Below are 25,099 nucleotides of genomic sequence, written 5' to 3' on the forward strand. Positions count from 1 at the left end.
CTAAGTCTAAAAATTTAGGATTTTCAAAATAACGTATTTGTTATATGAAAATCTGGAGAGGGGGTTCGTATGGCATCTATTAATGAACGAAAATTATTTCGATTATCAGTTATTATTTTTTTAATAGTTGCTGTTGTAGCTAGCATGATTATATCCCTTATTTGGGGGTCTACACCGGTGTCATTAACGGAGATTTGGCATACATTGTGGGCTAGTGAGCTAACAGATACATCATCACAAATTATTTGGAATATTCGGTTGCCTCGTAATATTGTAGCTGCACTAGTTGGTGCTTGTTTAGCCGTATCGGGTGCCATTTTACAGGCCGTAATGAAGAATCCTTTAGCAGATCCTCAAATCGTTGGCGTTTCGTCCGGTGCTGGACTTGCCGGTGTTATTATATTTATTCTATTCCCTGGCTATGATCATATTGTGCCTCTCGTCGCCTTTATAGGTGCTATGGCTGCGGCGTTGATGGTATATGCTCTTGCTTGGAAGAATGGTGTACGTCCAAGCCGTATCATCTTGGCTGGTGTTGCGGTGGCTGCTTTTTTAGGCTCTGGTATTTCTGCACTACTTGTATTCTATGGAGATCGTGTGCAAGGAGCCTTACTTTGGATGGTAGGGGGCTTGGCTGCACGCAGTTGGCCTCAAGTAGAGGTTCTGTTCCCATACGCGTTAGTCGGTCTCATTTTTGCCTGTTTAGGTGCTAAACGTCTTACGATTTTAAGTTTAGGTGATGAAACAGCAAAGGGGTTAGGTCTTAAGGTAGAACAAACGCGGTTTATTATGACTGCTGTTGCGGCTCTATTAGCAGCAGGTGCCGTTAGTATTGCGGGCTTAATCGGTTTCGTAGGCCTCGTTATACCGCATATGTTACGACTTATCATCGGTAATGATTATGCGTATTTACTCCCCGGCTCTGCATTATTAGGGGCACTCGTCCTCGTTGTTAGTGATACGGTAGGGCGTGTTATGTGGAGCCCAATTGAGGTACCGGTTGGTATTATCATGGCATTCTTTGGGGCGCCATTCTTCTTATATCTATTGAGGAGGGATAACTAATGAATACGGCTATTGATGTAAACCAGTTATCCGTCACTCTCGGTGATCGTCATATTTTACATGACATTAATGTATCTGTCCCTGTTGGTAAAATAACGACTTTAATCGGGCCTAATGGTTGTGGTAAAAGTACACTCTTACGGTCTATGATTGGATATATTCATAGTCCTCGTGACTGTGTGACTATTTTAGGTAAACCATTACAGTCGTATTCACAAAATGAATTGGCACGTCAAATGGCGTTTCTGCCACAGGTGCCTAATATGCCAAAGGATATGACCGTAGAAGAATTGGTATATTGTGGACGCTATCCATACCAAATGTGGTGGAAGAATACGGCCAAAGAAGACCGAGAAATCGTTGACTATGCATTAGGAATTACAAAAACGAATCATTTACGGAATCAATTAATTCCATCCTTATCTGGTGGTGAACGGCAACGAGTATGGATTGCTATGGCGTTAGCACAACAACCAAAATTATTAGTGTTAGACGAACCAACGACATATTTAGATATTAATCATCAACTGGAAATTATGGAATTGTTAAAACGATTAAATGATGAACAAGGGTTAACCGTATTGATGGTACTTCATGAATTGACGCAAGCCGTACAATACTCGCATCATATGGCCATTATAAAAGATGGTCATTTAGTGACAGCTGGAGAAACGAAAGAAATCGTATCGGATGAACTATTTAGAGATGTATTTTCCGTAGATGTACAAATCGATACCTTTGATGATAAACAATATGTACGCGTAAAAGGTTTAGTTGAGTAGATAGCTAGACTATAAGTGAAAGAGGGCATTCCCGAAATGGGGAATGCCCTCTTTAGTATGTTAGGATATGTTAAAATGTCACATCGACGCCATATGCTTCTTTCACTAAACGAGCCATAGCTTCAGGTGTTTGTAGACCTGGGTTAAGTAGGAATAGTTTAGATGGTAAGTAAATGACACGGTTGTTTTGTACAGCCTTAAGATTTGCCCATGCAGGATTATCTGTCATAGCTTTCTTCATGGCCTTTGTAATTTCTTCTTCTTTACCCATGGTAACGACGAAGATAATATCAGGGTTATCTGCGGTTAATGTTTCAAGAGAATAAGGTACCGTTTTATCCTTAGTTGTACCATCTAGGTGAGATGTTACAACATTTGTCATACCTAATTCTTTGACCATAGATGCAGTTACTGCTTCGTCGGTTTCGGCTGTCACACCTTTACCGGTAGCACGTAATACAGCAACACGTGCAGGTTGTTGGTTTTTAATAGCATCCTTTACCTTTTGAATGTTGCTTTCATAGGTGGCAATAACGGATTTAGCCTTATCTTGATGGTTGGTTAACTCTCCAAGGAATGTTAGCATTGGCACATTATCCTTAATGCCATCGTAATTGAAAAGTACGGCTGGAATATTGTTAGATTGTAATTGGGATTCATATTTTTTATGTTGATTTTCCAAACCCAATACCACATCCGGTTTTAAACCTAACAATTGTTCCATGTTGATGTTAGCCGTTTGACCCAATGCAGGTAATGCCTCTAAATCTGGAGCTAACTTATCTGTTGTGCTAGCACGGGAGATAGCCTTGCCATCCACTGCGTATAGCATGGACAATACGGAGTTTGAAAGAACAGCGATGCGTTGTGGATCCTTTGGTACAGTGTAGGTTTCACCATTAAAGGTAAGTTCCTTCGTAGTAGCAGAAGAGCTGGATGTGGATTTACCACACCCAGCTATTGCTAGTACGATCATGACCAAAGCTAGACTACAAAGTAGTAATTTTTTCATGATGTACTCCTATGTACGTTATATAACGATACTAGTTAAATTGTAGATTGATTATTTTTGTAAAGCGTCCCAAGATTCGTTAGCACGTTCAACAAATAAGTTACGGATATTTTGGTTTTCACCTAAACCATGAAGGTAAGTATCTACTTTGAAGCCTTCTTTTTCAAGGATGGATTTATGGGAATCTGGTTCTTTACCAGCCATGTCGTTGTTTGCATGGTCGCCTGCTACCATCATGAATGGCATCAATGTAACATGTTTAATACCATGTAATTTCAATTGAGGGATAACTTGTTCAAGATTTGGAGTACCTTCTACTGTGTAGATAAATACATTTTTCATACCAAGAGTATGGATACGGTCTTGAATTACAGAATAGTAAGCATTTGCAGGATCTGGAGTACCATGAGCCATGATAAGAACAGCATCTTCTTTGCCTACTTTAGGGAATTGAGATTGTACAGCCTTAATTGTTTGAATAACTTCATCAGTTTGGCCTTCTTGACCCATCCAGTACATAAGTGGAGTGCCAAGTGTCATTTTTTTGAAGTTATTTTTGTAAAGGTTATAAACAGCTACATCATAGTTGTATTCCATGCCAGGGATAACATCCAAGGATGTCAAAGCTACGCGAGAGTAACCTTCAGATTTCAATTGGGCTAATGCTTCTTCAGGAGTTGGGTATGTAATACCTTCTTTTTGTTGGATACGGTCACGGATAATGTGGCTTGTGAAAGCTGTTACTACTTTAGTATTAGGGTGAGCTGCTTGAATAGCTGCTACAGTAGCATCAATTGTTTTAGCACGAGTTTCTTTATAAGTTGTACCAAAGCTCATAACTACGATAGCATCTTTGTTTTGAAGATTTTGAAGTTCTTTAGTTTCATGTGTGCGAACACCAATAGTAGATGCCTCTTTTAATGCAGGTGTAGGATCTTTTACTTCTTCATTTAATTGATATGCAGCATTAGATACAACAGGTGCACCAAAGGATACTGCAAGACCTAGAATAGCGGATGCTAAAGCTAATTGTTTTTTCATTTCTATACTCCTATCCAAAACTAAAACTACAGGGATATGCAATTATTTACATAATTTTAATATATTGAAAAATGTAGATTTATTGCATATATATAACCTTACGCCAATCGTAACAAAGGGAAATAGGGGTGTCAATAAACCCCATACCCCTAGAAGTATAGGAAAATTAAGGAGTTTTTAAGAAATTAATGTGATGAATATAGTATAGTATTAGCTTTTATAATTATATTCTTTTTGGTTATATGGATATGAATATGTGAATATATAAGTAATTTTATTTTCTTGTCATCTAGATAAATTTTGATATTATTTCTCATTGACTTATATTCGTGAATCTTGTACTATTATTACATAGTAGTTGATAACAATTTTCAGTTATGGAGATTGTATCATGTATGAGCGATATGGAGGTCACATATGAAAGGCATAATTATTGCATCCTTTGGATCAATTTATCAAGATGCTGTGGAGAAATCCATCGGCAGTATAGAGAAAAAAGTACGTTCCATGTATAGCGATATGGAGGTACGTCGTGTATTTTTATCTGATGCATTAGTAGAGAAGTGGAATGAGAAGTACGATGATAAGATTTCTTCTTTCACAGAGGCTATGCAGGATTTTGCTCGTATGGGTGTCGATGAGGTATACATTCAACCTATAACATTGGTAGCAGATCAGTGTTACCAACAAATGCGTAAACAAGCATTGAAGTTTTTACATAGTAATGAATATGGTTTCACACAAGTGAACATTGGTAAACCATTGCTTACGTCGTTAGGTGTAAAAAATTATGCTGATGATTATGAAGCAACATTAGAAAGCATCGTACGTCATGTTAATACAAAAGCGCTAAATAAATCTGTAGTGCTTATGGCGAATGGTCAAAATCAATTAGAGTTTAGTACATTGCAATTAAAAGCTATGTATGGAGCTGCACCAAATGTAGTAGTATTTACGACAAATGGTTTCCCTACATTTAAACAAGCGCTTACATTGCTTGATCGTATGGGACATAAAGATTTGCTCGTAGTTCCATTGGCACTCATCGGTTCTACTCATTTGATGGACTATCTTGGCGGTGATCGGTCTGATTCCATTTATGCATTGCTTGCTGAAGAAGGATATAATGTAGATATTTGGAATGAAGGCCTTGGTGAAAATCCTTATGTACAAGATTTATTCTTGAAGCATTTAGGTCAAGCTATCCGCATGTCTGATCGTAAACGTCCCATGCCTCGCGAGTCTGTAAAACCTGTTATGACAAACTCTCGTATGGAAGCACAAGGTATGATTTCTTAGTTTGATCTCTCATATAATTAGACATACATCTCTCCACACTCCTTTATATACGTGAAAGTCCTCCTTGTTGGAAATCCAATGAGGAGGATTTTTACTTTTACTATGAAAAATATTTATAATATCCATTTTATACGTCCTATGGTATGCCCCTAAGGTGTCGTCTATGGTATGATTAAGATACAGTATTAATTAGATAAGGAGACTTCCATGAAACAAGCTATTTTAGTTGTTGCTTTTGGGTCCACTGTTGACAGTGCTCGTGAACATAATATTGATTCCGTAGTAGAACATATCCGTAAAGCTTATCCGGACTATACTGTGGAACTAGCTTTTTCCTCTCGTATTATCGTTAAGCGTTTACGCGAACGTGGTATTGAGGTGCCTACTGAACAAGGGGCATTAGAAAAACTCATCCAAGAAGGGTATACACATATTTATGTACAACCACTTCACTTCACTGGCGGTGAAGAGTTTGATAAATTGAAAAATAATATCCTTGCTCATGAAGGGGAGGGGCAACTAGAAGTGTTGCGTGTAGGTCGACCACTCGTATATTACATAGGGCAAGAAGAGCATCCAGATGATTACCAAATCTTAATTGAACGATTCATTAAATCTCTTAACATTTCTAAGGACGATGGTTTATTACTAGTTGGTCATGGTGGCCTTGGTTCTGGTAATTCCTCATATGGTAATTTACAATTTAAACTAATTCGTGAGGGGCTTACGAATGTACGTATTGCGGTGCTAGAAAATGCGCCATATGTAGCAGACGTAGCTATGCCATGGGAATGGCTTGATGGGAAGCGTCCAAATACAATTTATGTGCACCCATTATTATTAGTTCTTGGAGATCATGCACAAAACGATCTCTTTGGTGACGAAGAAGATAGCGTTATTAATGAACTTGCCGATTATGGTTATGAAGTTAAACCAATCCATAGCGCACTTGGTGAATATGAAGCAATACAAGATATCTTCCGTCAACATGTGCAAGATTGTATTGATGATTTGTATGGCAAACGTAGTTCACATCGTCCAACAATTCCAAATATTAAATAGTAGTTTTGTATATCTTGCATAAATTAGTTATAATAAAAGAAATGAAATTTATAAATAGAATGTAACTATAAGAATAGGAGAACCCCATGAAAGGTAAATTATATGGCATTGGCGTAGGCCCTGGCGATTCTGAATTAATGACTGTGAAAGCTGCTCGCATCGTAGGTGAAGCAGATATTATCATCACACCTAAAACAGAAAAGAAAGATGGTTCTGTAGCACTTAATATTGCATCCCCATATATTCAAGAACATACAGAAATCGTTCCTGTAGTATTCCCAATGGTATTGGATGATGCTACACAAGAGGAAGGTTGGCAAGAAGCAAAACGCATTATCTTGTCCTACTTAGATCAAGGTAAAAGCGTTGTATTCTTAACATTGGGCGATCCTATGTTCTACAGCACATACATGTATGTATATCGCTTGATCGAAAATACAGGCCATGAAATCGAAACAATTCCTGGCGTTACTGCTTTCTGTGCTATTGGTTCTCATCTTGGTTACCCAATCGTAGAAAAGGAAGAAGTATTAGCTATCGTTCCTGCTACAGCACCTAAAGAAAAAATCGATGCAGTATTGGCTGTAGCTGATGATGCGGTAATCATGAAAGTATATAAAAACTTTGATGAAGTACAAGAAACATTGCTTAAACACAACATGGCAGATGATGCGGTTATGATTAGCCGTGTAGGTTTGCCTGATGAGCAAGTATATGTAGGTTTAGATAATATGCCAAAAGATACTAAACTCAACTACTTATCTACAATCCTTGCAAAACGTAAGGATCGTTAACAAACACGTCGTATTACGAGGTAATATCTATGAACACAGTACAGATTCCACGTGTTGTCATTGCAGGCACAAACTCTGGTGTAGGTAAAACAACAATCGTAGCGGGCTTATTAGCTGCTTATGCAAATGGTGGACGTACGGTGCAATCCTTTAAAGTGGGCCCGGATTATATTGATCCGGGCTTTCATAAAATTGCATCCGGCCGTGACAGCTATAATTTAGATACGTGGCTCGTGCCACCTCACAAATTAAATCCTTTCTTTGCTACTATGGCGCATGGCGTAGACCTTGCTATTATTGAAGGTGTTATGGGTTTATATGATGGTGGTCGAGAAGGCGTTAGCTCCACTGCTCAAATTGCTAAGCAATTGAATGCACCGGTAGTGCTTGTTATCGATTGCAAGGCCATGGGTGAAAGTGCGGCAGCTATTGCTAAAGGTTTCCGTGATTATGATCCAGAGGTAAACTTTGGCGGCGTCATCTTGAACCGTTTAGGTTCTGCTAACCATGAGCGTATGGTTCGTGAAGGCATGGATAAGATAGGTGTACCTGTTATTGGTGCTATTTATCGAGATGATCGTATGCACTCTCCGGAGCGCCATTTAGGACTCACACCTGTTACTGAGATTGATCCAACAGAGGCAATCAACACGATTCGCGAAGCTGTTGAGAAAATGGTAAATCTAGATCAATTGTTGGACATTGCATCTAGTGCGCCAAGTATTGAATTACCAGATGCAGTAGATCCTAAATCCGTAGAAAAACGAGTTAAAATTGGTGTAGCCTATGATGAGGCGTTCTCCTTCTATTATCCAGCAAGTTTAGCCGCCTTGGAGGAGAAGGGTGCAGAAATCGTATACTTTAGCCCTCTTAATGACTTTGAAGTTCCAGATGTAGATGGCCTAGTATTTGGTGGTGGTTTTCCTGAAATGTTCTTGTTCCAACTCTCTAGTAACGAGTCAATGAAGGAATCTATCCGTGAAGCTAATGAAAAAGGTATGCCTATTTATGCAGAATGTGGTGGCCTCATGTATTTATGTGAAAGTATCCACGATTTTGAGGGCGCCGTATATGATACAGTAGGTATTGTACCTGCTAATTGCATTATGCAACAAAAGCTACAAAAAGTAGGGTATGTTACGGCTACAGCTAAGCGAGATACCTTATTAGGTGCCGCAGATACATCTCTTCGTGGGCATGAGTTCCATTTCTCTACGATGGAACCAACTGTAGAGAATTTCCCTTGGGCCTTTCACTTAGAAGGAGGTCGAAGACCTCAATCTTATGATGGCGGCTATGCAACTGATAATGTATTAGCATCGTATTTACATTTGAACTTTGCTGGTTCTGATGAAGGTGCACAACATTTTGTTGATATATGTGCTAACTATAAAGCTAAAAGGAGCTAAATATGAGTGAACGAGGCTTAATTTTAGTTAATACTGGCAATGGCAAAGGAAAAACAACGGCTGCATTAGGCGTGGCATTACGTGCTGTTGGCCAAGGTTTTAAGGTTTTAATCTTACAATTCATTAAAAGTGGTAATGGCTATGGTGAACTAGCGGGGCTTGCCAAATTAGGTGACCAAGTAGAAATTCGCTCCATGGGTAAGGGCTTTATTTACTATAAACGGGATGAGGTTAGCGACGCTGAATTGGCACGTCACAAAGAGGCAGCCCAAGAGGCTTGGCGTACACTGGTTGAAGAGGTAAATTCCGACCGATGGGATCTTATCATTATGGATGAAATCAATAATGCCATTAATTATGAACTGATTGATGTAAATTCTGTAGTAGATATGCTTAAACATAAACCTAAGCGTTTACACGTTGTTTTAACGGGCCGTTATGCTAAACCTGAAATCATTGATATAGCTGATACGGTAACAGAGATGAAGGTAGTTAAGCATGCCTATGAAAAAGGAATTAAGGCTGCTAAAGGGATTGAGTTCTAATACGGAGAGCTTGAATATAATTAAATCTAAAATTTTCGAAAAAGTCCTTGCTAAAACTATATCGAAAATGTATAATATAGTCATAAGCACAAGGTGCTGAATATTCTTGACATTAAGTATGTATATAACACTAACCAGGAGGTTAACTATGGCTGTACATGATTACATTAAATCCGGCGATTTCGCTACTGAAAAACACGTTCCTGTTATCGAGACTGTTGACACTGTAAAAGCAGGTGAAACTTTCCACGTAACATTGTCCGTTGGTAAAGATATCGCACATCCTAACACTGTAGAACATCACATTGAATGGATCAAATTGTACTTCGTAGCTGAAGGTACTCAATTGCCATTCGAAGTTGGTGAAATTTCCTTCAACGTACATGGTGATGGCGCAACTGCAAACGAAGGCCCTGTACATGCAATTTCTGAAGGTTCTTTGGCAGTTTCCTTGAACAAATCTGGTAAATTAATTGCTGTATCCTACTGCAACATCCACGGTTTGTGGGAATCCGAAAAAGAAATCACAGTTGCTTAATTAACTTAATCAACTTATAAAGACCAGCCATAAGGCTGGTCTTTTTGTCTGTAAATGTTAATAATAACTGAAATAATCATACTAAAGTTGTGTCCGCACTCGAAGGAGTTTTGTTTTTGCGCAGTGGATAAATTGCGTTATATCCCTTTACAGTGCTATTTGTTTGTGGTAAAGTATATGCATATTGATTTTTAGTAGATAAGTTAAATGAGGGATTATTGTGGCCTTAATCGTTAAAAAATTTGGTGGTAGTTCCGTAGCTACACCAGAAAAAATATTTAATATTGTTGATCGCGTCCTTCGTGAGAAGAAAGAAGACGATAAAATCGTTATCGTTGTATCCGCTATGGGTGATACAACAGATGACTTGGTAGCATTGGCTAAAGAAGTAACATCTAAGCCTTATGGTCGTGAAATGGACCGCTTGTTATCTACAGGTGAGCAAGTAACGATTGCATTGATGGCGATGGCGTTCAACGAACGTGGTCATAAAGCGATGTCCTTAACAGGTGACCAAGCAGGTATTACAAGTAGTGATACATTTAATAAAGGCCGTATTTTGGGTGTTGATCCAAATCGCGTGTTTGAAGCTTTGGATGAAGGCAATATCGTAGTTGTGGCAGGTTTCCAAGGTATTACTGAATATGGTGATATGGTTACTTTAGGCCGTGGTGGCTCCGATACAACTGCTGTTGCGTTGGCAGGTGCTATGAAAGCTGATGTTTGCGAAATCTTCACAGATGTTGAAGGCGTTTACTCTACAGACCCTCGCGTTGCAAAAGAGGCTTTCAAATTAGAAGAAGTAACATATGGCGAAATGCTTGAGATGGCACGTCTTGGTGCAGGTGTAATGCAACCTCGCGCCGTAGAAATGGGTTTCCGTTATGGTGTACCTATTCACGTACGTTCAACATTTAGTGACAATACAGGTACTATTATTCGGGAGGATTATACTGTGGAAGCAAATAAACACGTAATTACTGGCGTAGCTGATGATACTAATACAGCAAAAGTAGCCCTTGTAGGCGTTGAAAATAAACCAGGTGTGGCAGCAACTGTGTTCAAAGCATTGGCTGCAAAAAACGTGGATGTTGATATGATTGTTCAATCTATCCGCGCCGTAGGTGAACCTAAAACTGACCTCATCTTCACTGTAGCTATGGATGATGTTGTACTAGCTCGTGAAGTATTAGCAGAATTACAAAAAACTGTTGATATTGAAGCTGTAAATATTGACGAAAGAATGGCAAAAGTATCTATCATTGGTGCAGGTATGTTAGGTCAACCAGGCGTGGCAGCTCAAATGTTTGATATTTTGAGTCAAGAAGGCATCAATATTGAAATCATTTCTACTTCTGAAATTAGTATTTCTTGCCTTGTTGCTGAAGACCGCGTTAAAGATGCTGTTCGTGTAATTCACAATGGCTTATTGTTAGACCAAAGAGGTTAAGCTATTTATGGATAGTCTACGTAGTTTTATGGATGAAATGCTCAATGACCAAGGTCGTAAGGAAGGTTTCATTAGCGATCTACTAGGAAATCTAAAAAATCAGCCTATTCCAACATTGGAGCAAGCTCAAACTGGTTATACTACGGTAAGTAATTTACATGGCATTTTCTACGATTATGATAAGGCCGAAGTTACTATTTCTTATAAGGTGGTACCTGATATGTACCCACCGTATACGTTAAGCTTTGTACAATTCCAAGCAGTGTTAGAAGGCTTGTTAACCTTGCGCCGCAATCAAAAGTGGCAAATGCAACATAATAAATAAACTGAACCCCATGGGCGCTGTGCCTGTGGGGTTTTGCGTTTCGATAATTATTCTTAACATCTATATATAGGGTCGTCGATATGTTATAATAAATTGTTAGCATGAAATTAATTATATTTATATAGAAAGAAGGGACAGCATGGAAATAAATAAGGTTTATTCTGGCTTTCGCCTTGACCGCATTGAGCGCATTGATGAGATCAATGGTACCGCTTATGAAATGAAGCACGAAAAGTCTGGTGCACGATTAATTTATATCGATTCACCAGATTCTAATAAAGTATTCAATATTGCTTTTAGAACAACACCTCATAATAGCACAGGTGTAGCACATATTATGGAGCACTCTGTTCTATGTGGTTCTCGCAAATTCCCATTAAAAGAGCCATTTGTTGAACTTGTAAAAGGTTCTTTAAATACGTTCCTAAATGCTATGACATATCCGGATAAAACGATGTATCCTGTAGCCAGCAAGAACGATAAAGACTTCCATAATTTGATGGATGTATATCTTGATGCAGTATTCTACCCACGTGTTCGTGAAGATGCAGAAATCGTAATGCAAGAGGGTTGGCATTATGAGCTCGAAAATGCAGATGATGAACTTACCTATAAAGGTGTTGTGTTCAATGAGATGAAAGGTGTTTACTCATCTCCTGACTCTGTATTGGAACGACAAATGATGCGCGAGCTTTTCCCAGATACGACCTATGGTGTTGACTCTGGTGGGGATCCTGATTATATTACAGATTTAACATATGAAGAATTCCAAGAATTCTATCGTGTTCACTATCATCCATCTAATAGCTATATCTTCTTGTATGGTGATATGAATATTGAAGAGCAATTAGCATTCTTGAATGATGAGTATTTAAGTCATTTTGATGCTATTGCAGTTCATACTGAGGTAGCTCTACAAGCTCCATTTACAGAAGGAAAAGTAGTGAGCTATCCATATAGCGTAGGTTCTGAAGAACCAACAGATAATCGCACATTGCATTCCTTCGCTTATGTATTACCTGATGTAACGCCTGAACATAGCTTGGCTTTTGAAGTGTTGACACATGCTTTGTTGACATCTCCAGCGGCGCCTCTTAAACAGGCTTTGGTAAAAGCTGGTATCGGCTCTGACGTAAGCGGCTATTATTTAGATAGCATTCGTCAACCTATGTGGACAGTACAAGCTACAGGTTCTAATTTAGATAAACAAGCTGACTTGCAACGCATCGTAGAATCTACCTTACAAGATCTTTGTGACAAAGGCTTAGATAAAGAATTATTAGAGGCTTCTTTGAATAGCATTGAATTTGCTCTTCGTGAAAGTGATTTCGGTGGACGTCCTATCGGTTTGGCGTATATTATTCGTATGATGGATAATTGGCTATACGATAATGACCCGTTGGAACTATTACACTATGAAGAGGCGTTAACGAATATTCGAAACGGCTTAGCTGGTACATATTTCGAAGATTTAATTCGTCATTCTATCTTGAATAACAACCATAAAGTTCTTGTATCTATCTATCCTGAACGTGGTCTTCAAGAGCGCAAAGATGCAGAGGTTAAAGAACATTTAGCTGCTGTAAAAGCGAATATGACAAAAGAGGAGATTGACGCGATTGTAGAACAAACAAAACGCCTTAAAATTCGTCAAGAAACACCAGATAGCGATGAAGCTCTAGCATCTATTCCATTGCTCGAGTTATCTGATTTAAATCCTAATATGGAAGCTGTAGAACGCCGTGAAAGTAAAATCGGTAATACTACAGTACATTTTGTACCTACTTTCACAAAGGGTATCAATTATGTAGGCTTGTACTTTAAATTGAACTGCCTCACAGAAGATGACTTATTCTACGCTGATATTTTAAGTGACATCCTAGGTCGTGTTGATACATCCGAACGCGGTTATGAAGCATTGGCTAAAGATATCAATATGAATTTAGGTGGATTGAGTTCTGACATTACGGCCATCAGTAAAGATGGTAAGCGCGATGAGTTTACACCTCTTATGATTGTGCGTGCAAAAGCATTACATGCTAAACTACCTGATTTATGCCGCTTGATTAATGAAGTGGTACAAAAGGCAGATTACAGTGATGATCGCCGTTTAACTGAGCTTGTTCAAGAAAGCAAAGCTATTTGGGATAATGAGGCATTCCGCCGCGGTAATTCTATCGTGAGTCAACGTGTTATGGCTCAAGTATCTGCAGTTGGCAAGTTTAGAGACAATGGCAATTTAGGGTACTATCAAAAAATCAGCGAGCTAGCATCTAATCCAGCAGCTTTGCCATTATTACCAGAAAAATTAGCTGAAGTAGCTCGAAAAATTTTCCGTGCTAATAATGTAGATATTATGTTTGTCGGTGAAGAAGGCGAATTAGAAGCTTTTAAAAACCTAATGAAACCATTGGTTGACACTTGGGATACTACCGAATTGAGTAATGATGTATTACAAATCACTCGTCTTTCCGGCAATGATGGTATCGTTACAGCTGGTAAGGTTCAATACGTAGCTCAAGGTGGTAATTTCATCGATCATGGTTTCAAACATGTTGGTCCCATGAGCGTATTAGAAACGATATTACGTTATGAATACCTTTGGATTCGTATTCGTGTTCAAGGTGGCGCTTACGGAGCTTTTGCTAATTTCTATGATGATGGCAATATGATTTTCTGTAGTTATCGTGATCCTAACTTGTTAGAAACTTTAGATGTATATAAAGAGTTGCCTCAATACCTTCGTGACTTCACATTGACTGATCGTGAAATGCGTAAATATATTATTGGTACTATGAGCTCTTTGGACTTGCCAATGACACCAGCGTTGCGTGGACCACGTGCAATGGGTATGTACTTCAGTGGTGCTAAATTAGAGGTCAAAGTAGAGTTCCGTAAACAAGTGATTGCATGTAAGCCAGAAGATATTGTTGCACTAGCAGATGTAGTAGAACCTGTATTGAATGATAATCATATTTGCACAATGGGTAACGAACAAAAAATTAAAGATGCTGGTAATGTTTTTGATAACATTGTGTCTTTAGGCTAAATAATTTTATATCTATAAATGATATTGCTTTAATTTTTAGTTTGACATATCTTTAGATGGATAAGTGGCATATTCATAATGAATATGCCACTTGTTTTCTGCTATAGGAGTGTTCTCATGAAAGGTAGATTTGCGCCTAGTCCAACAGGATATATTCATCTTGGTAATGTGTGGATAGCACTTTTATCATATATCTCCACACGCCAACAAAAAGGAAAATATGTTGTACGGATGGAGGATATAGACCTGCAACGGTCAAAACGAGAATTAGGTGAAGCTTTACTAGATGATTTAGAATGGCTTGGCTTTGAATGGGATGAAGGGCCTCGTGTAGGTGGACCTGAGGTATCTTATTGGCAAAGTGAAAGACAAACATATTATGCAGACATACTAGAATCTCTAGCATTAGAAAAACTAATTTATCCTTGTTTTTGTAATAGAGCACGGCTACAATCTATAGCATCAGCGCCTCATGCAGGAGAAGTAGTTCATCGTTATGATGGTAAATGTCGCTATTTAAGCAAGAGTGCAGTAGAAGAATTATCCTCTATAAAAGAACCATCTTTACGTTTAGCTATAGATTCATGTAATCTAGAATTTGATGATCGATGGCAAGGCAAGCAACATATTCATTTGGAAAGTGAACTAGATGATTATGTATTACGTCGTGGTGATGGTATGTACGCATATAATTTGGCAGTCGTATTAGATGATATAGCTATGGGAATAACTGAAGTGATTCGCGGCGATGATTTACTTGATACAACAGGACAGCAAATATATTTGTATAACACATTACAACAATGCTATCCCCATAAGAATATAGTAGTTCCCAAGTATGGTCATGCCCCACTTTTGGTAGATACAGATGGACATAGACTTTCTAAACGGCAAAAGAGTATTACAATCCGCGAATTACGAGAACAGCAATGGTCAGCATCTAGAATTTTAGGAGAGTTAGCTGTTGCAGGGGGGCTTATAGATAGTGCTAGGCATACTCATCCACAAATAAGCCTTTCTGATTTAATTCATTTAGACCTATCAGTTCCTAGTTTGAGGCAAAAAATAATTGTCATTGAATGATACTAGATACATTGATTTTAGTTCTGAAATGTTTGCTAAAAGCGTATAATTCTTTAACTATAAAATTCGATACATCACATTGACAAAATTCGATATTTATTTATAATAGTATATAAGAGGTGGTTGAAATGACAATTCAACAAGCTTTAGATCAAAAAGTGTGGGCCGTTATTGGCGCCACCCATAAAACCGAAAAGTTCGGCTACAAGATTTATAAATGTCTTAAAGATCATGGATATGAAGTATATCCCGTTAATCCTAATGTTGCAGAAATAGATGGAGACAAATGTTACTCTAGTCTTTCTGCACTTCCTGTTGTACCAGCTGTTGTGGATTTTGTTGTACCAGAATCAGCGGGATTGGCTGCACTTGATGAATGCAAAGAACTTGGCATTCCAACTGTGTGGTTACAACCAGGAGCGGATAAACCATCTGTTGTTGAAAAAGCACATGCTTTAAACTTGCATGTCATTCAAGATTGTGTATTAGTTCAATTACCGTAGGAGGGTATAATGAGCGAATTAAAAGAATTAAAAACTGCTGAATATCAAGATTTAGTAAATCAAGGTGGCGTAACTGTTATTGATTTCTGGGCTCCATGGTGCGGTTATTGCGTACGTATGATGCCAATTATCGAAGAAATTGCAGGTGAGCTTGAAGGTAAAGCTAACTTTGTAAAAGTAAATGCTGATGAAGAACCAGAATTAGCACGTAATTTACAAGTTGAAGTATTACCTACATTTGTTATCTTAAAAGATGGCGAAGTAGTAGACCGTAAAATTGGCTTCTTGCCAAAAGGCGATCTTCAAGGTGCTATTGAATCTAAATTCTAATAATCGGTATAAAACTATATAAATAGAGGCAAAAAAACCTCATCAATGTATAAAGCATACATTGATGAGGTTTTTTTCATAATTTTTATAGAGGTAAATAAAAAGTATCGTATAAATATAAAATTAAATTAAAATATAAATTTTCATTTTACATAATTCAATATTATTAATAACACAGTATTTATGCGGATAATTACTTATTTTTGAATGAGTAAAAAATGAAGCATAAGTTTAACTTATTAATTTTTTTATGGAAATTTAAAATAATATATGGTAGTATTATGTTAAATATTGTGAATGTTTAGTGAAAAGAGTGCAATATTTGATTTATTTCTTCATTGTGGGGTGAGAGCCACAAATGTTGGGAGGGAACTTAATATGAATAAGGTATTCAAAGTTGTATGGAGTGCAACGAAGCACGCTTATGTCGTAACGTCTGAGTTAGCTAAGTCTCACCAAAAATCTGCTACTACAATTGTAGCAGCTGTTATTTTGGCGGCTAGCTTTTCTGGAGGTGTTGCTAATGCATCCAGCCCTGAGGATTGGGCTAGAGCTGATCTTATTGGTAGCCAAAGATGGTTAACACCTGATCAAAATGCTTGGGGTCATATGCAAGATCAACATCAAGTTGATCCACAACAATTAGATCAACAGCAACAACAGCAACAACAACAGCAACAACAACAGCAACAACAACAGCAACAACAGCAACAACAATGGCAACAACAAGTGCCGCAACAACAACAGCGACGTCAACATCCTCAAGTGCCACAACAACAGCAACAATGGCAACAACAAGTGCCACAACAACAGCAGCAACAACAAATCCCTAAAAAAGGCGGTTCCAATGGTAATACCGTAATTAATAACTACTATACAGTTGTAACTACTGATGTTGAAAATGTTAAGAAAAATACACATAACATTAACGTTGTAAATAAAAAGGTAGATATCAATACTACTAATATTAATACTGTTAATAATAAGGTTGAGAGTGTAAAAACTGACATTAATAAAATCAATGCTAATATTACTAATATCAACGCTAAAGTTGATAAAAATAGCAAAGATATTGAAGGATTAAAAGGTCAAATTGGCACTACAATCACTAACATTAAACAAGACATCACAAATATTAACAATAATATTGATGCTAAATTTACTAAAATTAACAATGATATTGATGTAAAAATCGATAATAAAATTACAAAAATCACAAATAATGTTGTTAATAATGTAAATACTAACATTGATGCTAGTGTAAAAAAACATATTGAAGCTAATAATACCAACATTATTAATCAAGTAAATCAAAACATTAATACTGCAGTTCAAAATAATAACACTACAATTTTGAACAAAGTTGATGAGAAGATTGAAAATAACAATACTACTATTATTAATAATGTTAATAAAGATGTAGATGTTAAGATTAATGATATTAAAACAAATATCAATAATACGAAAAATGAGTTGAACACTAACATTTCTAATGTTAAAAATGAACTCAATCAAAATATCAACAACGTTGATATTAAAGTTAACAACAATAAAAAAGCAATTGATAATTTAACTGTTAATGTTAACAATAATAGTAAATCTATTGCTGATTTAACGGCTAAAGTTGAAAATAACACCCAAAATATTGATGCTAATAATACTTTCATCATGGAAAACCGTAAATTTATCGGTGATAACAAAAAAGCTATCAACGAGAACAAAAAAGCCATCGATGAATTGAAAGGTAAAGTTGGCACAACAATCAATAATATTAACACTACAATTGATAATAAGATTAATGAAAATAACACTAAGATTATCAACGAAGTTAATCACAATGTAGATGTTAAAATCAACGATAGCAAAACTAACATTATTAGTGAAGTTAACAAAACAATTAATTCTAAAATTGAAGCTAACAACACAACTATTATTAATAAAGTAAATAATGATGTTGATACTAAGATCAATGCTGTTAAAACTGATATCACAAATATCAACAATACAGTTAATAATGTAAGTGCAAAAGTTGATTCTAATACTACTAACATTACTAATAACACTACAAATATCAACAAAAATGCGACTGCAATTACTGAATTAAACACTAAAGTTGATAATCAAGGTAAAGTTTTAGTTAATCATGAAGGTCGCATCCAGGAGCTTGAAAAAGACAATAAAACTATTAAAACTGATGTAGCTAACACTCAAAATCAAGTTAATATCAATACTAAAGATATTGCTGATTTGAAAGGTAAAGTTGGTCAAAATATTGGTAATGTTCAAGTAGATATTAAAGATATTAAAAACAACATCACTAATATCAACAATAAAGTTGAAGCAAACACAGTTGCAATTAACAAGGTTGATGTAAAAGTTGATGGTGTTAAAGGTGACTTGGATGGCCTTAAAGGTCGTGTTGATCGTCATGACCAACGTTTGGACTACTTGCAAGACAACATTGCAGATAACTCCACACGAATCTCTATTGTTGAAGATGGTGTAAAAGCTAATACAAAAGACATTAATGTAGTTGGCACAATTGCAATGGAAAACCGCACACTTATCGGTGCAAACCAAAAAGCTATCGATGAGTTAAAAGGTCATGTTGGCACACAAATTACTAATATTGAAACTACAATCAATAAGAAGATTGAAGCTAATAATACTACAATCCTCAACAAAGTAGATGGTAATATTGATGCTAAGATTGAAAAAAATAACACAGTTATTAACAATAACATTAACAATGTAAATGCTAAGACTGAAGTTAATGCCAAAGCTATTACAGATAATAGTAAACGTATTGATGCTAATTCTGCTCGTATTTCCAATAATGAAAAAGCAATCAACGACTTAAAAGGTCATGTTGGTACACAAATCACTAATATCGAAAATACAATTACTAATAAGATCAATGAAAACAACACAGTAATCAATAAAAATATTGATGCTAAGATTGAAGCTAATAACACTACAATTCTTAATAAAGTAGACAATAACATCGATGTTAAGATTAATGCTAATAACATTAAAGTTGATCAAAAAATTGATGGTGTTAAAGGCGATTTAGATGGTCTTACTAAACGCGTTGATCAAAATACTAAAGACATCAACGTAGCAGGCACAATTGCTATTGAAAACCGTACACTTATCGGTGCTAACAAAAAAGCTATTGATGAGTTAAAAGGTCATGTTGGCAATCAAATCACAAATATTGAAAATACAATTACTAATAAAATCAACGAAAACAATACAGTAATTAATAAAACTATCGATAATAAGATTGAAGCTAACAATACTACTATTATCAATAAAGTAGATAACAATATTGATGCTAAGATCAATGCTAACAACACAACAATCATTAACAAAGTTGATAAAAACATTGATGTAAAAATCAACGAAAATAACACACAAATTAACAATACAATCAACAAAAAAGTTGGTGAAGTAAATGTTAAGATTGATGGAGTTAAAGGTGATTTGGATGGCCTTAAAGGTCGTGTAGATCGTCATGATCAACGTTTAGACTACTTACAAGATAATATTGTAGATAACTCTACACGTATCACTGTAGTAGAAGATGGCGTGAAAGCTAATGCTAAAGACATTAATGTAGTTGGTACTATCGCTATGGAAAACCGTAAATTCATCGGCGATAATAAAGCTGCAATTGATAAAAATGCAAAAGATATTGATGCGTTAAAAGGTCAAGTTGGCACTACAATTAAAAATATCGAAACTACAATTAATAATAAGATTACAGAAAACAATGTAACTATTAATAAAAATATCGATACTAAGATTGAAGCTAACAACACTGTTATTAACCAAAATATTGATCAAAAAATCAATAATAATAACACAACAATCATTAATAAAGTAGATCAAAACATTGACGCTAAAATCAATGCAAATAACACTACTATTCTTAACAAAGTTGATAAAAACATTGATGTAAAAATCAATGAAAACAACAAACAAATCAACAACACAATCAATACTAAGATTGGTGATGTAAATGTTAAGATTGATGGCGTTAAAGGTGACTTGAATGGCCTTAAAGGTGATTTGGATGGCCTCAAAGGTCGTGTAGATCGTCATGATCAACGTTTAGACTACTTACAAGATAATATTGCTGATCATTCCACACGTATCTCTATAGTTGAAGATGGTGTGAAAGCTAATGCAAAAGATATTAATGTAGTTGGTACAATTGCAATGGAAAACCGTAAATTCATTGACGATAATAAAGTTGCTATTGCAAACAATACTAAAAATATCAACATCAATGCTAAAGCCATCGATGAGTTAAAAGGTCAAGTAGGTCAATCCTCTACAGTTATCAACGATATTAAGAAACAAATTACTAATATCAATGGTAAAGTAGAAAATAATACTACAAATATTGCTAACAACACAACTAATATTGCTAAAAACGCTACAGCAATTAACAACGTAAACGTTAAAGTTGATGCTAATACTACTAATATCGCTAACAATACAACTGCAATTAACAATGTAAACGTTAAAGTGGATGCTAATGCAAAGGCTATCGTAGATAATAGCAAACGTATTGATGCAACTAATGTGAAAGTAGATGCTAACACTACTAACATTGCTAACAATACAACTGCAATCAACAATATAAACGTTAAAGTTGATGGTGTTAAAGGTGATGTAGCTGGCCTTACTAAACGTGTAGAACAAAATGAAAAAGACATCAACGTAGCTGGCACAATTGCTCTTGAAAACCGTAAATTCATTGGCGACAACAAAGTAGCTATTGCAAATAACACTACAAATATCAATGTTAATGCAAAAGCTATTGATGAATTAAAAGGTCAAGTAGGTAAATCTTCTACAGTAATCAATGATATTAAAAAAGAAATTACTAATATTAATGGTAAAGTAGAAAATAACACTACTAACATTGTTAACAATGCTACAAACATTCAAGCTAATGTAGTAGCAATTGCTGATAATAGCAAACGTATTAATGAAAATACTACAAATATTACTAATAACACAACTAATATTGCTAAAAATACTACATCAATTAACAACGTAAACGTTAAAGTTGATGGTGTTAAAGGTGATGTAGACGGCTTGAAAGGTCGTGTCGATCGTCATGACCAACGTTTAGATTACTTACAAGATAACATTGTAGATAACTCTACACGTATTACAGCAGTAGAAGATAATGTTAAAGTAAATACTACTAATATTGCTAATAACACTAAAGCTATTGATGATTTAAAAGGTCAAGTTGGTAAAACAGTTCAAAATATCGAAACTACTATTAATAACAAAATTACTGAAAACAATGTAGTTATTAATAAAAATATCGATACTAAGATTGAAGCTAACAACACTGTAATTAACCAAAATATCACAAATGCAATTACTGAAAACAACAAGGAAATTAACAATACAATTAACAAGGTAAATGTTAAAGTTGACGGTATTAAAGGTGACTTGAATGGTCTTACTAAACGTGTTGACCAAAATGAAAAAGACATCAATGTAGCTGGTACAATTGCAATGGAAAACCGTACATTCATTGGCAATAACAAAGCTGCTATCGACAAGAATACAAAAGCTATCGAAGCATTGAACGGCAAAGTTGGTACTACTATCACTAACATCGAATCAACTATCAATAACAAGATTGAAGCTAACAATACTACAATCCTTAACAAAGTAGATCAAAATATCGATGCTAAGATTACGGCTAATAACACAACAATCATTAACAAAGTTGATAAAAACATCGATGTAAAAATCAATGAAAACAACAAACAAATCAACAATACAATCAATACTAAGATTGGTGATGTAAATGTTAAGATTGATGGTGTTAAAGGTGATGTAGCTGGTCTTACTGCACGTGTAGATCGTCATGATGAACGTTTAGATTACTTACAAGATAACATTGTAGATCACTCTACACGTATCAGTGCTAATGAAGATGCTATTAAGAAATTACAAGGTCAAGTTGGTACAACAGTTACTAATGTTGAAAACACAATCAACGCTAAGATTGAAGCTAACAACACAGTAATTAGAAACGATATCAACACTGCAATTACTAATAATAACACTGTTATTAACAAAAATATTGCAAATGCTATTAGCGAAAACAACACAACAATCATTAACAAAGTAGATCAAAATATTGATGCTAAGATTGCTAATAACAACACAGAAATCAATAAAACTATCAACAACAAAGTTAATGAAGTAAATGTTAAAGTTGAAGCTAATGCAAATGCAATTGCTAATAATAGCAAGTCTATTACTGATATCAAAGCAAATGTTGCTAATATTAACAATAAAGTAGAATCTAACACTACAAATATTGCTAATAACACTGCAGCTATTGCTAATGTAAGCAAACAAGTTACAAATAATACAACTAACATTGCTCACAATGCAACAGCTATTGCAAACATTAGCAAACAAGTTGCTGGCAACACTGCTAACATCACAGATGTAACTGCTAAAGTAAATGCTAATACTGGCCGTATTGAATCTAATACAACAGCTATTAATAACTTAACTGGTAAAGTTGATGCTAACTCTCAAGCTATTGAATCCTTGAAAGGTCAAGTTGGTAAAGGCAATACTACAATCGTTAATGTAGCTCAAAAAGTAGAAAATATTACTCAAAACATTAACGCTCAAAACAGCAATATCCAAGCTAATACTGTAAACATTCAAAATAATACTTCCAATATTAATAACATTAAAGCTAATGTTGTTAACGTTGAAAAGAATGTAAACAATATTAAAGCTGATGTGACAGTAGTTAAAGCTGATATCACAAACATCAATGCTAAAGTTGATCAAAAAATCAACATTGTAAATAATAATATCAACAACATTAGTGCTAAAGTTGATAAACAACTCAATATTGTAAACAACAATATTTCTAATGTTCAAAATGATGTTAAGAACATTGATACAAAAGTTACAAACATCGATAATAAAGTTACAAATATCGATAGCAAGGTAAATGATATTGATGTGAAAGTTAATAATCAAAATACTGTAATCAACAATATCAAAACTGATGTATCTGGTTTGAAAGATCAAGTTGGCAAAAATACTGAAGCAATTAAGAACTTACAAAATGTAAGCGCTGATGTAAACAAAGTAAAAGAACAAGTTAATGTTAATACTCAAAAAGCAAATGCTAACGAAGAACGCATTAAAAATGTTCAAAGCCAAGTTTCTGTTAATACTGAAGCAATCAAACATAACACTGAAAACATCAATATTAACAAAGCAGCGATCAAGCAAAATGCTGAAGCAATTCAAAATACTAATGTAACTGTACAAAAAGTAATCAACAAAGTTGATGAACATAGTAAAGTTATTAACGATGTATCTAAACAAGTTAATACTAATACAACTAATATTGCTAATATTAATAATGTTGTTAACCAAAATACAACTAATATTACAAATGTAACTAACCAAGTTAATGCAAACACAAGCAATATTAGTAAAGTATCTAGCCAAGTTAATACAAATACTACAAACATCAACACTCTAAATGCTAAAGTAGATACTAATGTTACAAATATCACTAAGGTAGATAACCGTGTAACTACAGTAGCTAACCAAGTTAATGAAAATGCACAATTAACTAAAGCTGTTGGTACTCTAGCACTAGAAAATCATGAAAAAGTTAGTGTATTAGGTTTACAAGTAAACAAAAATACAGAAGACATTTCTAACAATGCAACAGCAATTGCAAATGTAAATACTAAAGTTGATGAAAACGTTAAATTAACTAAAAACATTGGTGCTATTGCATTAGAAAATAATGAAAAAGTTAATGTATTGGGCTTACAAGTAAATAAAAATACTCAAGATATCAGTACATTAGCAGAAGCTGCAAATTATAGCTTGAAAGCTTCTAACATTGCATTACAAGATCATGCAACACTTGTACAACATGATGCACAAATCGCAGAAAACTCTCGCCGCATTAGCAGCGTAGAACGTGATGTTAAAGTTGTAGGTGCTAATGCAGCAGCTTTGGCAGCATTGAAACCTATCGAATACCATGAAGGTCAAAAAGCTCAAATTATGGCCGCTGTTGGTACTTACAAAGGTAAAACATCTACTGCGTTGGGTGTAGCTCATTATGCAAATCCTGATTTGTTAATCCATGCTGGTGCAGCTTATGGTGGTGACCATAGCGTAATGGCAAATGCTGGTGTAACAATCGGTATTGGTAATGCTCCTACAGCTCCTAAAGCATCTCCTGCAACTGTAAAAGTTCTTGAAGACAAAGTGGCTGATTTGCAAGCACAAAACAAAGAAATTCGTGAACTTCTTGATAAAGTGATTGCACAACAACCACAACAAGCTCCAAAAGCAGCTGTAAAAACAACTAAATAATATGCCTCCCAACCGATGGGTTACATAATAATCTATCGTAGGTATAGAAACCGCGTAGCAGAAATGCTACGCGGTTTTCTTTTTGTGTGGATGTGTGGTGATTATCTCCATATATATCTTTTTATTTTGGTGTAATGGAGTGGATAGCTATCTTGTAGTGGGGATTAGATACAGATAAAACTATATAAATCCTCTTGGTGGTAGATAGTGGTTTTTATAATCCAATTATTATTTATTTTCGAACATATGTATCGAAGAAAAAACGAGAAAAATAGAGATTATGAAAGAAAAATATAAAAAAGTGGGATAAAAATGGATTTTTTATTGTGAATGGTGGGAAATTGTGGTAGAATTTACCATATAGTGGTGGATAAGGAATAGTAAAGGGCGGTGA

The 25,099-nt window shown here is 35.4% G+C and carries 17 protein-coding genes; 15 read left to right on the forward strand and 2 right to left on the reverse strand.

The window, feature by feature from the left end:
* The first annotated feature begins 69 nt into the window (after positions 1–69).
* Entirely contained in the window at positions 70–1,065 is a 996-nt protein-coding gene (locus MOQ65_RS01230; RefSeq protein ID WP_257846419.1) for a FecCD family ABC transporter permease, read from the forward strand.
* Positions 1,065–1,847, forward strand: coding sequence for an ABC transporter ATP-binding protein (locus tag MOQ65_RS01235; protein ID WP_119207130.1), 783 nt, complete (start codon positions 1,065–1,067; stop codon positions 1,845–1,847). The genes MOQ65_RS01230 and MOQ65_RS01235 overlap by 1 nt, the downstream gene beginning before the upstream one ends.
* Before the next feature lie 70 nt (positions 1,848–1,917).
* Here the strand turns inward: MOQ65_RS01235 and MOQ65_RS01240 are convergent, their stop codons facing one another.
* Together MOQ65_RS01240 and MOQ65_RS01245 are read right to left on the reverse strand one after the other, a co-directional pair.
* A complete protein-coding gene (locus MOQ65_RS01240) occupies positions 1,918–2,859 on the reverse strand; it encodes an ABC transporter substrate-binding protein (RefSeq protein WP_005386213.1) in 942 nt (313 codons plus the stop codon).
* A gap of 51 nt (positions 2,860–2,910) precedes the next feature.
* Positions 2,911–3,900 (reverse strand): sirohydrochlorin cobaltochelatase, encoded by a 990-nt coding sequence (locus MOQ65_RS01245; RefSeq protein WP_156719005.1) that lies wholly within the window; start codon positions 3,898–3,900, stop codon positions 2,911–2,913.
* Between the two features lie 417 nt (positions 3,901–4,317).
* Between MOQ65_RS01245 and MOQ65_RS01250 the strand changes: the two genes are divergently transcribed.
* From MOQ65_RS01250 to MOQ65_RS01310, 13 genes are all read left to right on the forward strand, one after another.
* The gene (locus MOQ65_RS01250; RefSeq protein ID WP_257846420.1) at positions 4,318–5,199 is read left to right on the forward strand and encodes a sirohydrochlorin cobaltochelatase; all 882 of its coding nucleotides are present in this window, start codon (positions 4,318–4,320) and stop codon (positions 5,197–5,199) included.
* Positions 5,200–5,406: 207 nt separating this feature from the next.
* Positions 5,407–6,261, forward strand: coding sequence for a sirohydrochlorin cobaltochelatase (locus MOQ65_RS01255; RefSeq protein ID WP_257846421.1), 855 nt, complete (start codon positions 5,407–5,409; stop codon positions 6,259–6,261).
* Between the two features lie 86 nt (positions 6,262–6,347).
* Complete coding sequence (cobI, locus tag MOQ65_RS01260) at positions 6,348–7,055, forward strand: precorrin-2 C(20)-methyltransferase (RefSeq protein ID WP_105085826.1); 708 nt, start codon at positions 6,348–6,350, stop codon at positions 7,053–7,055.
* A 29-nt stretch (positions 7,056–7,084) separates the two neighbouring features.
* Positions 7,085–8,464, forward strand: a complete 1,380-nt coding sequence (locus MOQ65_RS01265; protein ID WP_257846422.1) for a cobyrinic acid a,c-diamide synthase CobB — start codon at positions 7,085–7,087, stop codon at positions 8,462–8,464.
* A 2-nt stretch (positions 8,465–8,466) separates the two neighbouring features.
* A complete protein-coding gene (gene cobO / locus MOQ65_RS01270; RefSeq protein WP_119207117.1) occupies positions 8,467–9,009 on the forward strand; it encodes a cob(I)yrinic acid a,c-diamide adenosyltransferase in 543 nt (180 codons plus the stop codon).
* 148 nt (positions 9,010–9,157) lie between these two features.
* Entirely contained in the window at positions 9,158–9,547 is a 390-nt protein-coding gene (locus MOQ65_RS01275; RefSeq protein ID WP_005386220.1) for a class II SORL domain-containing protein, read from the forward strand.
* Positions 9,548–9,767: 220 nt separating this feature from the next.
* Entirely contained in the window at positions 9,768–10,997 is a 1,230-nt protein-coding gene (locus tag MOQ65_RS01280; RefSeq protein WP_060924195.1) for an aspartate kinase, read from the forward strand.
* A gap of 7 nt (positions 10,998–11,004) precedes the next feature.
* The gene (locus MOQ65_RS01285) at positions 11,005–11,322 is read left to right on the forward strand and encodes a hypothetical protein (protein WP_005386222.1); all 318 of its coding nucleotides are present in this window, start codon (positions 11,005–11,007) and stop codon (positions 11,320–11,322) included.
* A gap of 139 nt (positions 11,323–11,461) precedes the next feature.
* Positions 11,462–14,371 carry an insulinase family protein gene (locus MOQ65_RS01290; RefSeq protein ID WP_257846423.1) on the forward strand — a complete coding sequence of 970 codons (2,910 nt, stop codon included), beginning with the start codon at positions 11,462–11,464 and terminating at the stop codon, positions 14,369–14,371.
* 117 nt (positions 14,372–14,488) lie between these two features.
* Positions 14,489–15,454 carry a tRNA glutamyl-Q(34) synthetase GluQRS gene (gene gluQRS / locus MOQ65_RS01295; RefSeq protein ID WP_257846424.1) on the forward strand — a complete coding sequence of 322 codons (966 nt, stop codon included), beginning with the start codon at positions 14,489–14,491 and terminating at the stop codon, positions 15,452–15,454.
* A 128-nt stretch (positions 15,455–15,582) separates the two neighbouring features.
* Positions 15,583–15,957 (forward strand): CoA-binding protein, encoded by a 375-nt coding sequence (locus tag MOQ65_RS01300; protein ID WP_024064350.1) that lies wholly within the window; start codon positions 15,583–15,585, stop codon positions 15,955–15,957.
* 9 nt (positions 15,958–15,966) lie between these two features.
* The gene (gene trxA, locus MOQ65_RS01305) at positions 15,967–16,287 is read left to right on the forward strand and encodes a thioredoxin (protein ID WP_005386226.1); all 321 of its coding nucleotides are present in this window, start codon (positions 15,967–15,969) and stop codon (positions 16,285–16,287) included.
* Positions 16,288–16,665: 378 nt separating this feature from the next.
* Positions 16,666–24,705 (forward strand): ESPR-type extended signal peptide-containing protein, encoded by an 8,040-nt coding sequence (locus tag MOQ65_RS01310; RefSeq protein WP_257846425.1) that lies wholly within the window; start codon positions 16,666–16,668, stop codon positions 24,703–24,705.
* Positions 24,706–25,099: the final 394 nt, after the last annotated feature.

It is taken from the genome of Veillonella faecalis (assembly GCF_024677885.1).
Classification (GTDB): Bacteria; Bacillota; Negativicutes; order Veillonellales; family Veillonellaceae; genus Veillonella; species Veillonella nakazawae.

Coding starts and splice junctions, on each gene's coding strand:
- MOQ65_RS01230 (WP_257846419.1), top strand. CDS start 70: ATGGCATCTATTAATGAACGAAAATTATTTCGATTATCAGTTATTATT.
- MOQ65_RS01235 (WP_119207130.1), top strand. CDS start 1,065: ATGAATACGGCTATTGATGTAAACCAGTTATCCGTCACTCTCGGTGAT.
- MOQ65_RS01240 (WP_005386213.1), bottom strand. CDS start 2,859: ATGAAAAAATTACTACTTTGTAGTCTAGCTTTGGTCATGATCGTACTA.
- MOQ65_RS01245 (WP_156719005.1), bottom strand. CDS start 3,900: ATGAAAAAACAATTAGCTTTAGCATCCGCTATTCTAGGTCTTGCAGTA.
- MOQ65_RS01250 (WP_257846420.1), top strand. CDS start 4,318: ATGAAAGGCATAATTATTGCATCCTTTGGATCAATTTATCAAGATGCT.
- MOQ65_RS01255 (WP_257846421.1), top strand. CDS start 5,407: ATGAAACAAGCTATTTTAGTTGTTGCTTTTGGGTCCACTGTTGACAGT.
- cobI (WP_105085826.1), top strand. CDS start 6,348: ATGAAAGGTAAATTATATGGCATTGGCGTAGGCCCTGGCGATTCTGAA.
- MOQ65_RS01265 (WP_257846422.1), top strand. CDS start 7,085: ATGAACACAGTACAGATTCCACGTGTTGTCATTGCAGGCACAAACTCT.
- cobO (WP_119207117.1), top strand. CDS start 8,467: ATGAGTGAACGAGGCTTAATTTTAGTTAATACTGGCAATGGCAAAGGA.
- MOQ65_RS01275 (WP_005386220.1), top strand. CDS start 9,158: ATGGCTGTACATGATTACATTAAATCCGGCGATTTCGCTACTGAAAAA.
- MOQ65_RS01285 (WP_005386222.1), top strand. CDS start 11,005: ATGGATAGTCTACGTAGTTTTATGGATGAAATGCTCAATGACCAAGGT.
- MOQ65_RS01290 (WP_257846423.1), top strand. CDS start 11,462: ATGGAAATAAATAAGGTTTATTCTGGCTTTCGCCTTGACCGCATTGAG.
- gluQRS (WP_257846424.1), top strand. CDS start 14,489: ATGAAAGGTAGATTTGCGCCTAGTCCAACAGGATATATTCATCTTGGT.
- MOQ65_RS01300 (WP_024064350.1), top strand. CDS start 15,583: ATGACAATTCAACAAGCTTTAGATCAAAAAGTGTGGGCCGTTATTGGC.
- trxA (WP_005386226.1), top strand. CDS start 15,967: ATGAGCGAATTAAAAGAATTAAAAACTGCTGAATATCAAGATTTAGTA.
- MOQ65_RS01310 (WP_257846425.1), top strand. CDS start 16,666: ATGAATAAGGTATTCAAAGTTGTATGGAGTGCAACGAAGCACGCTTAT.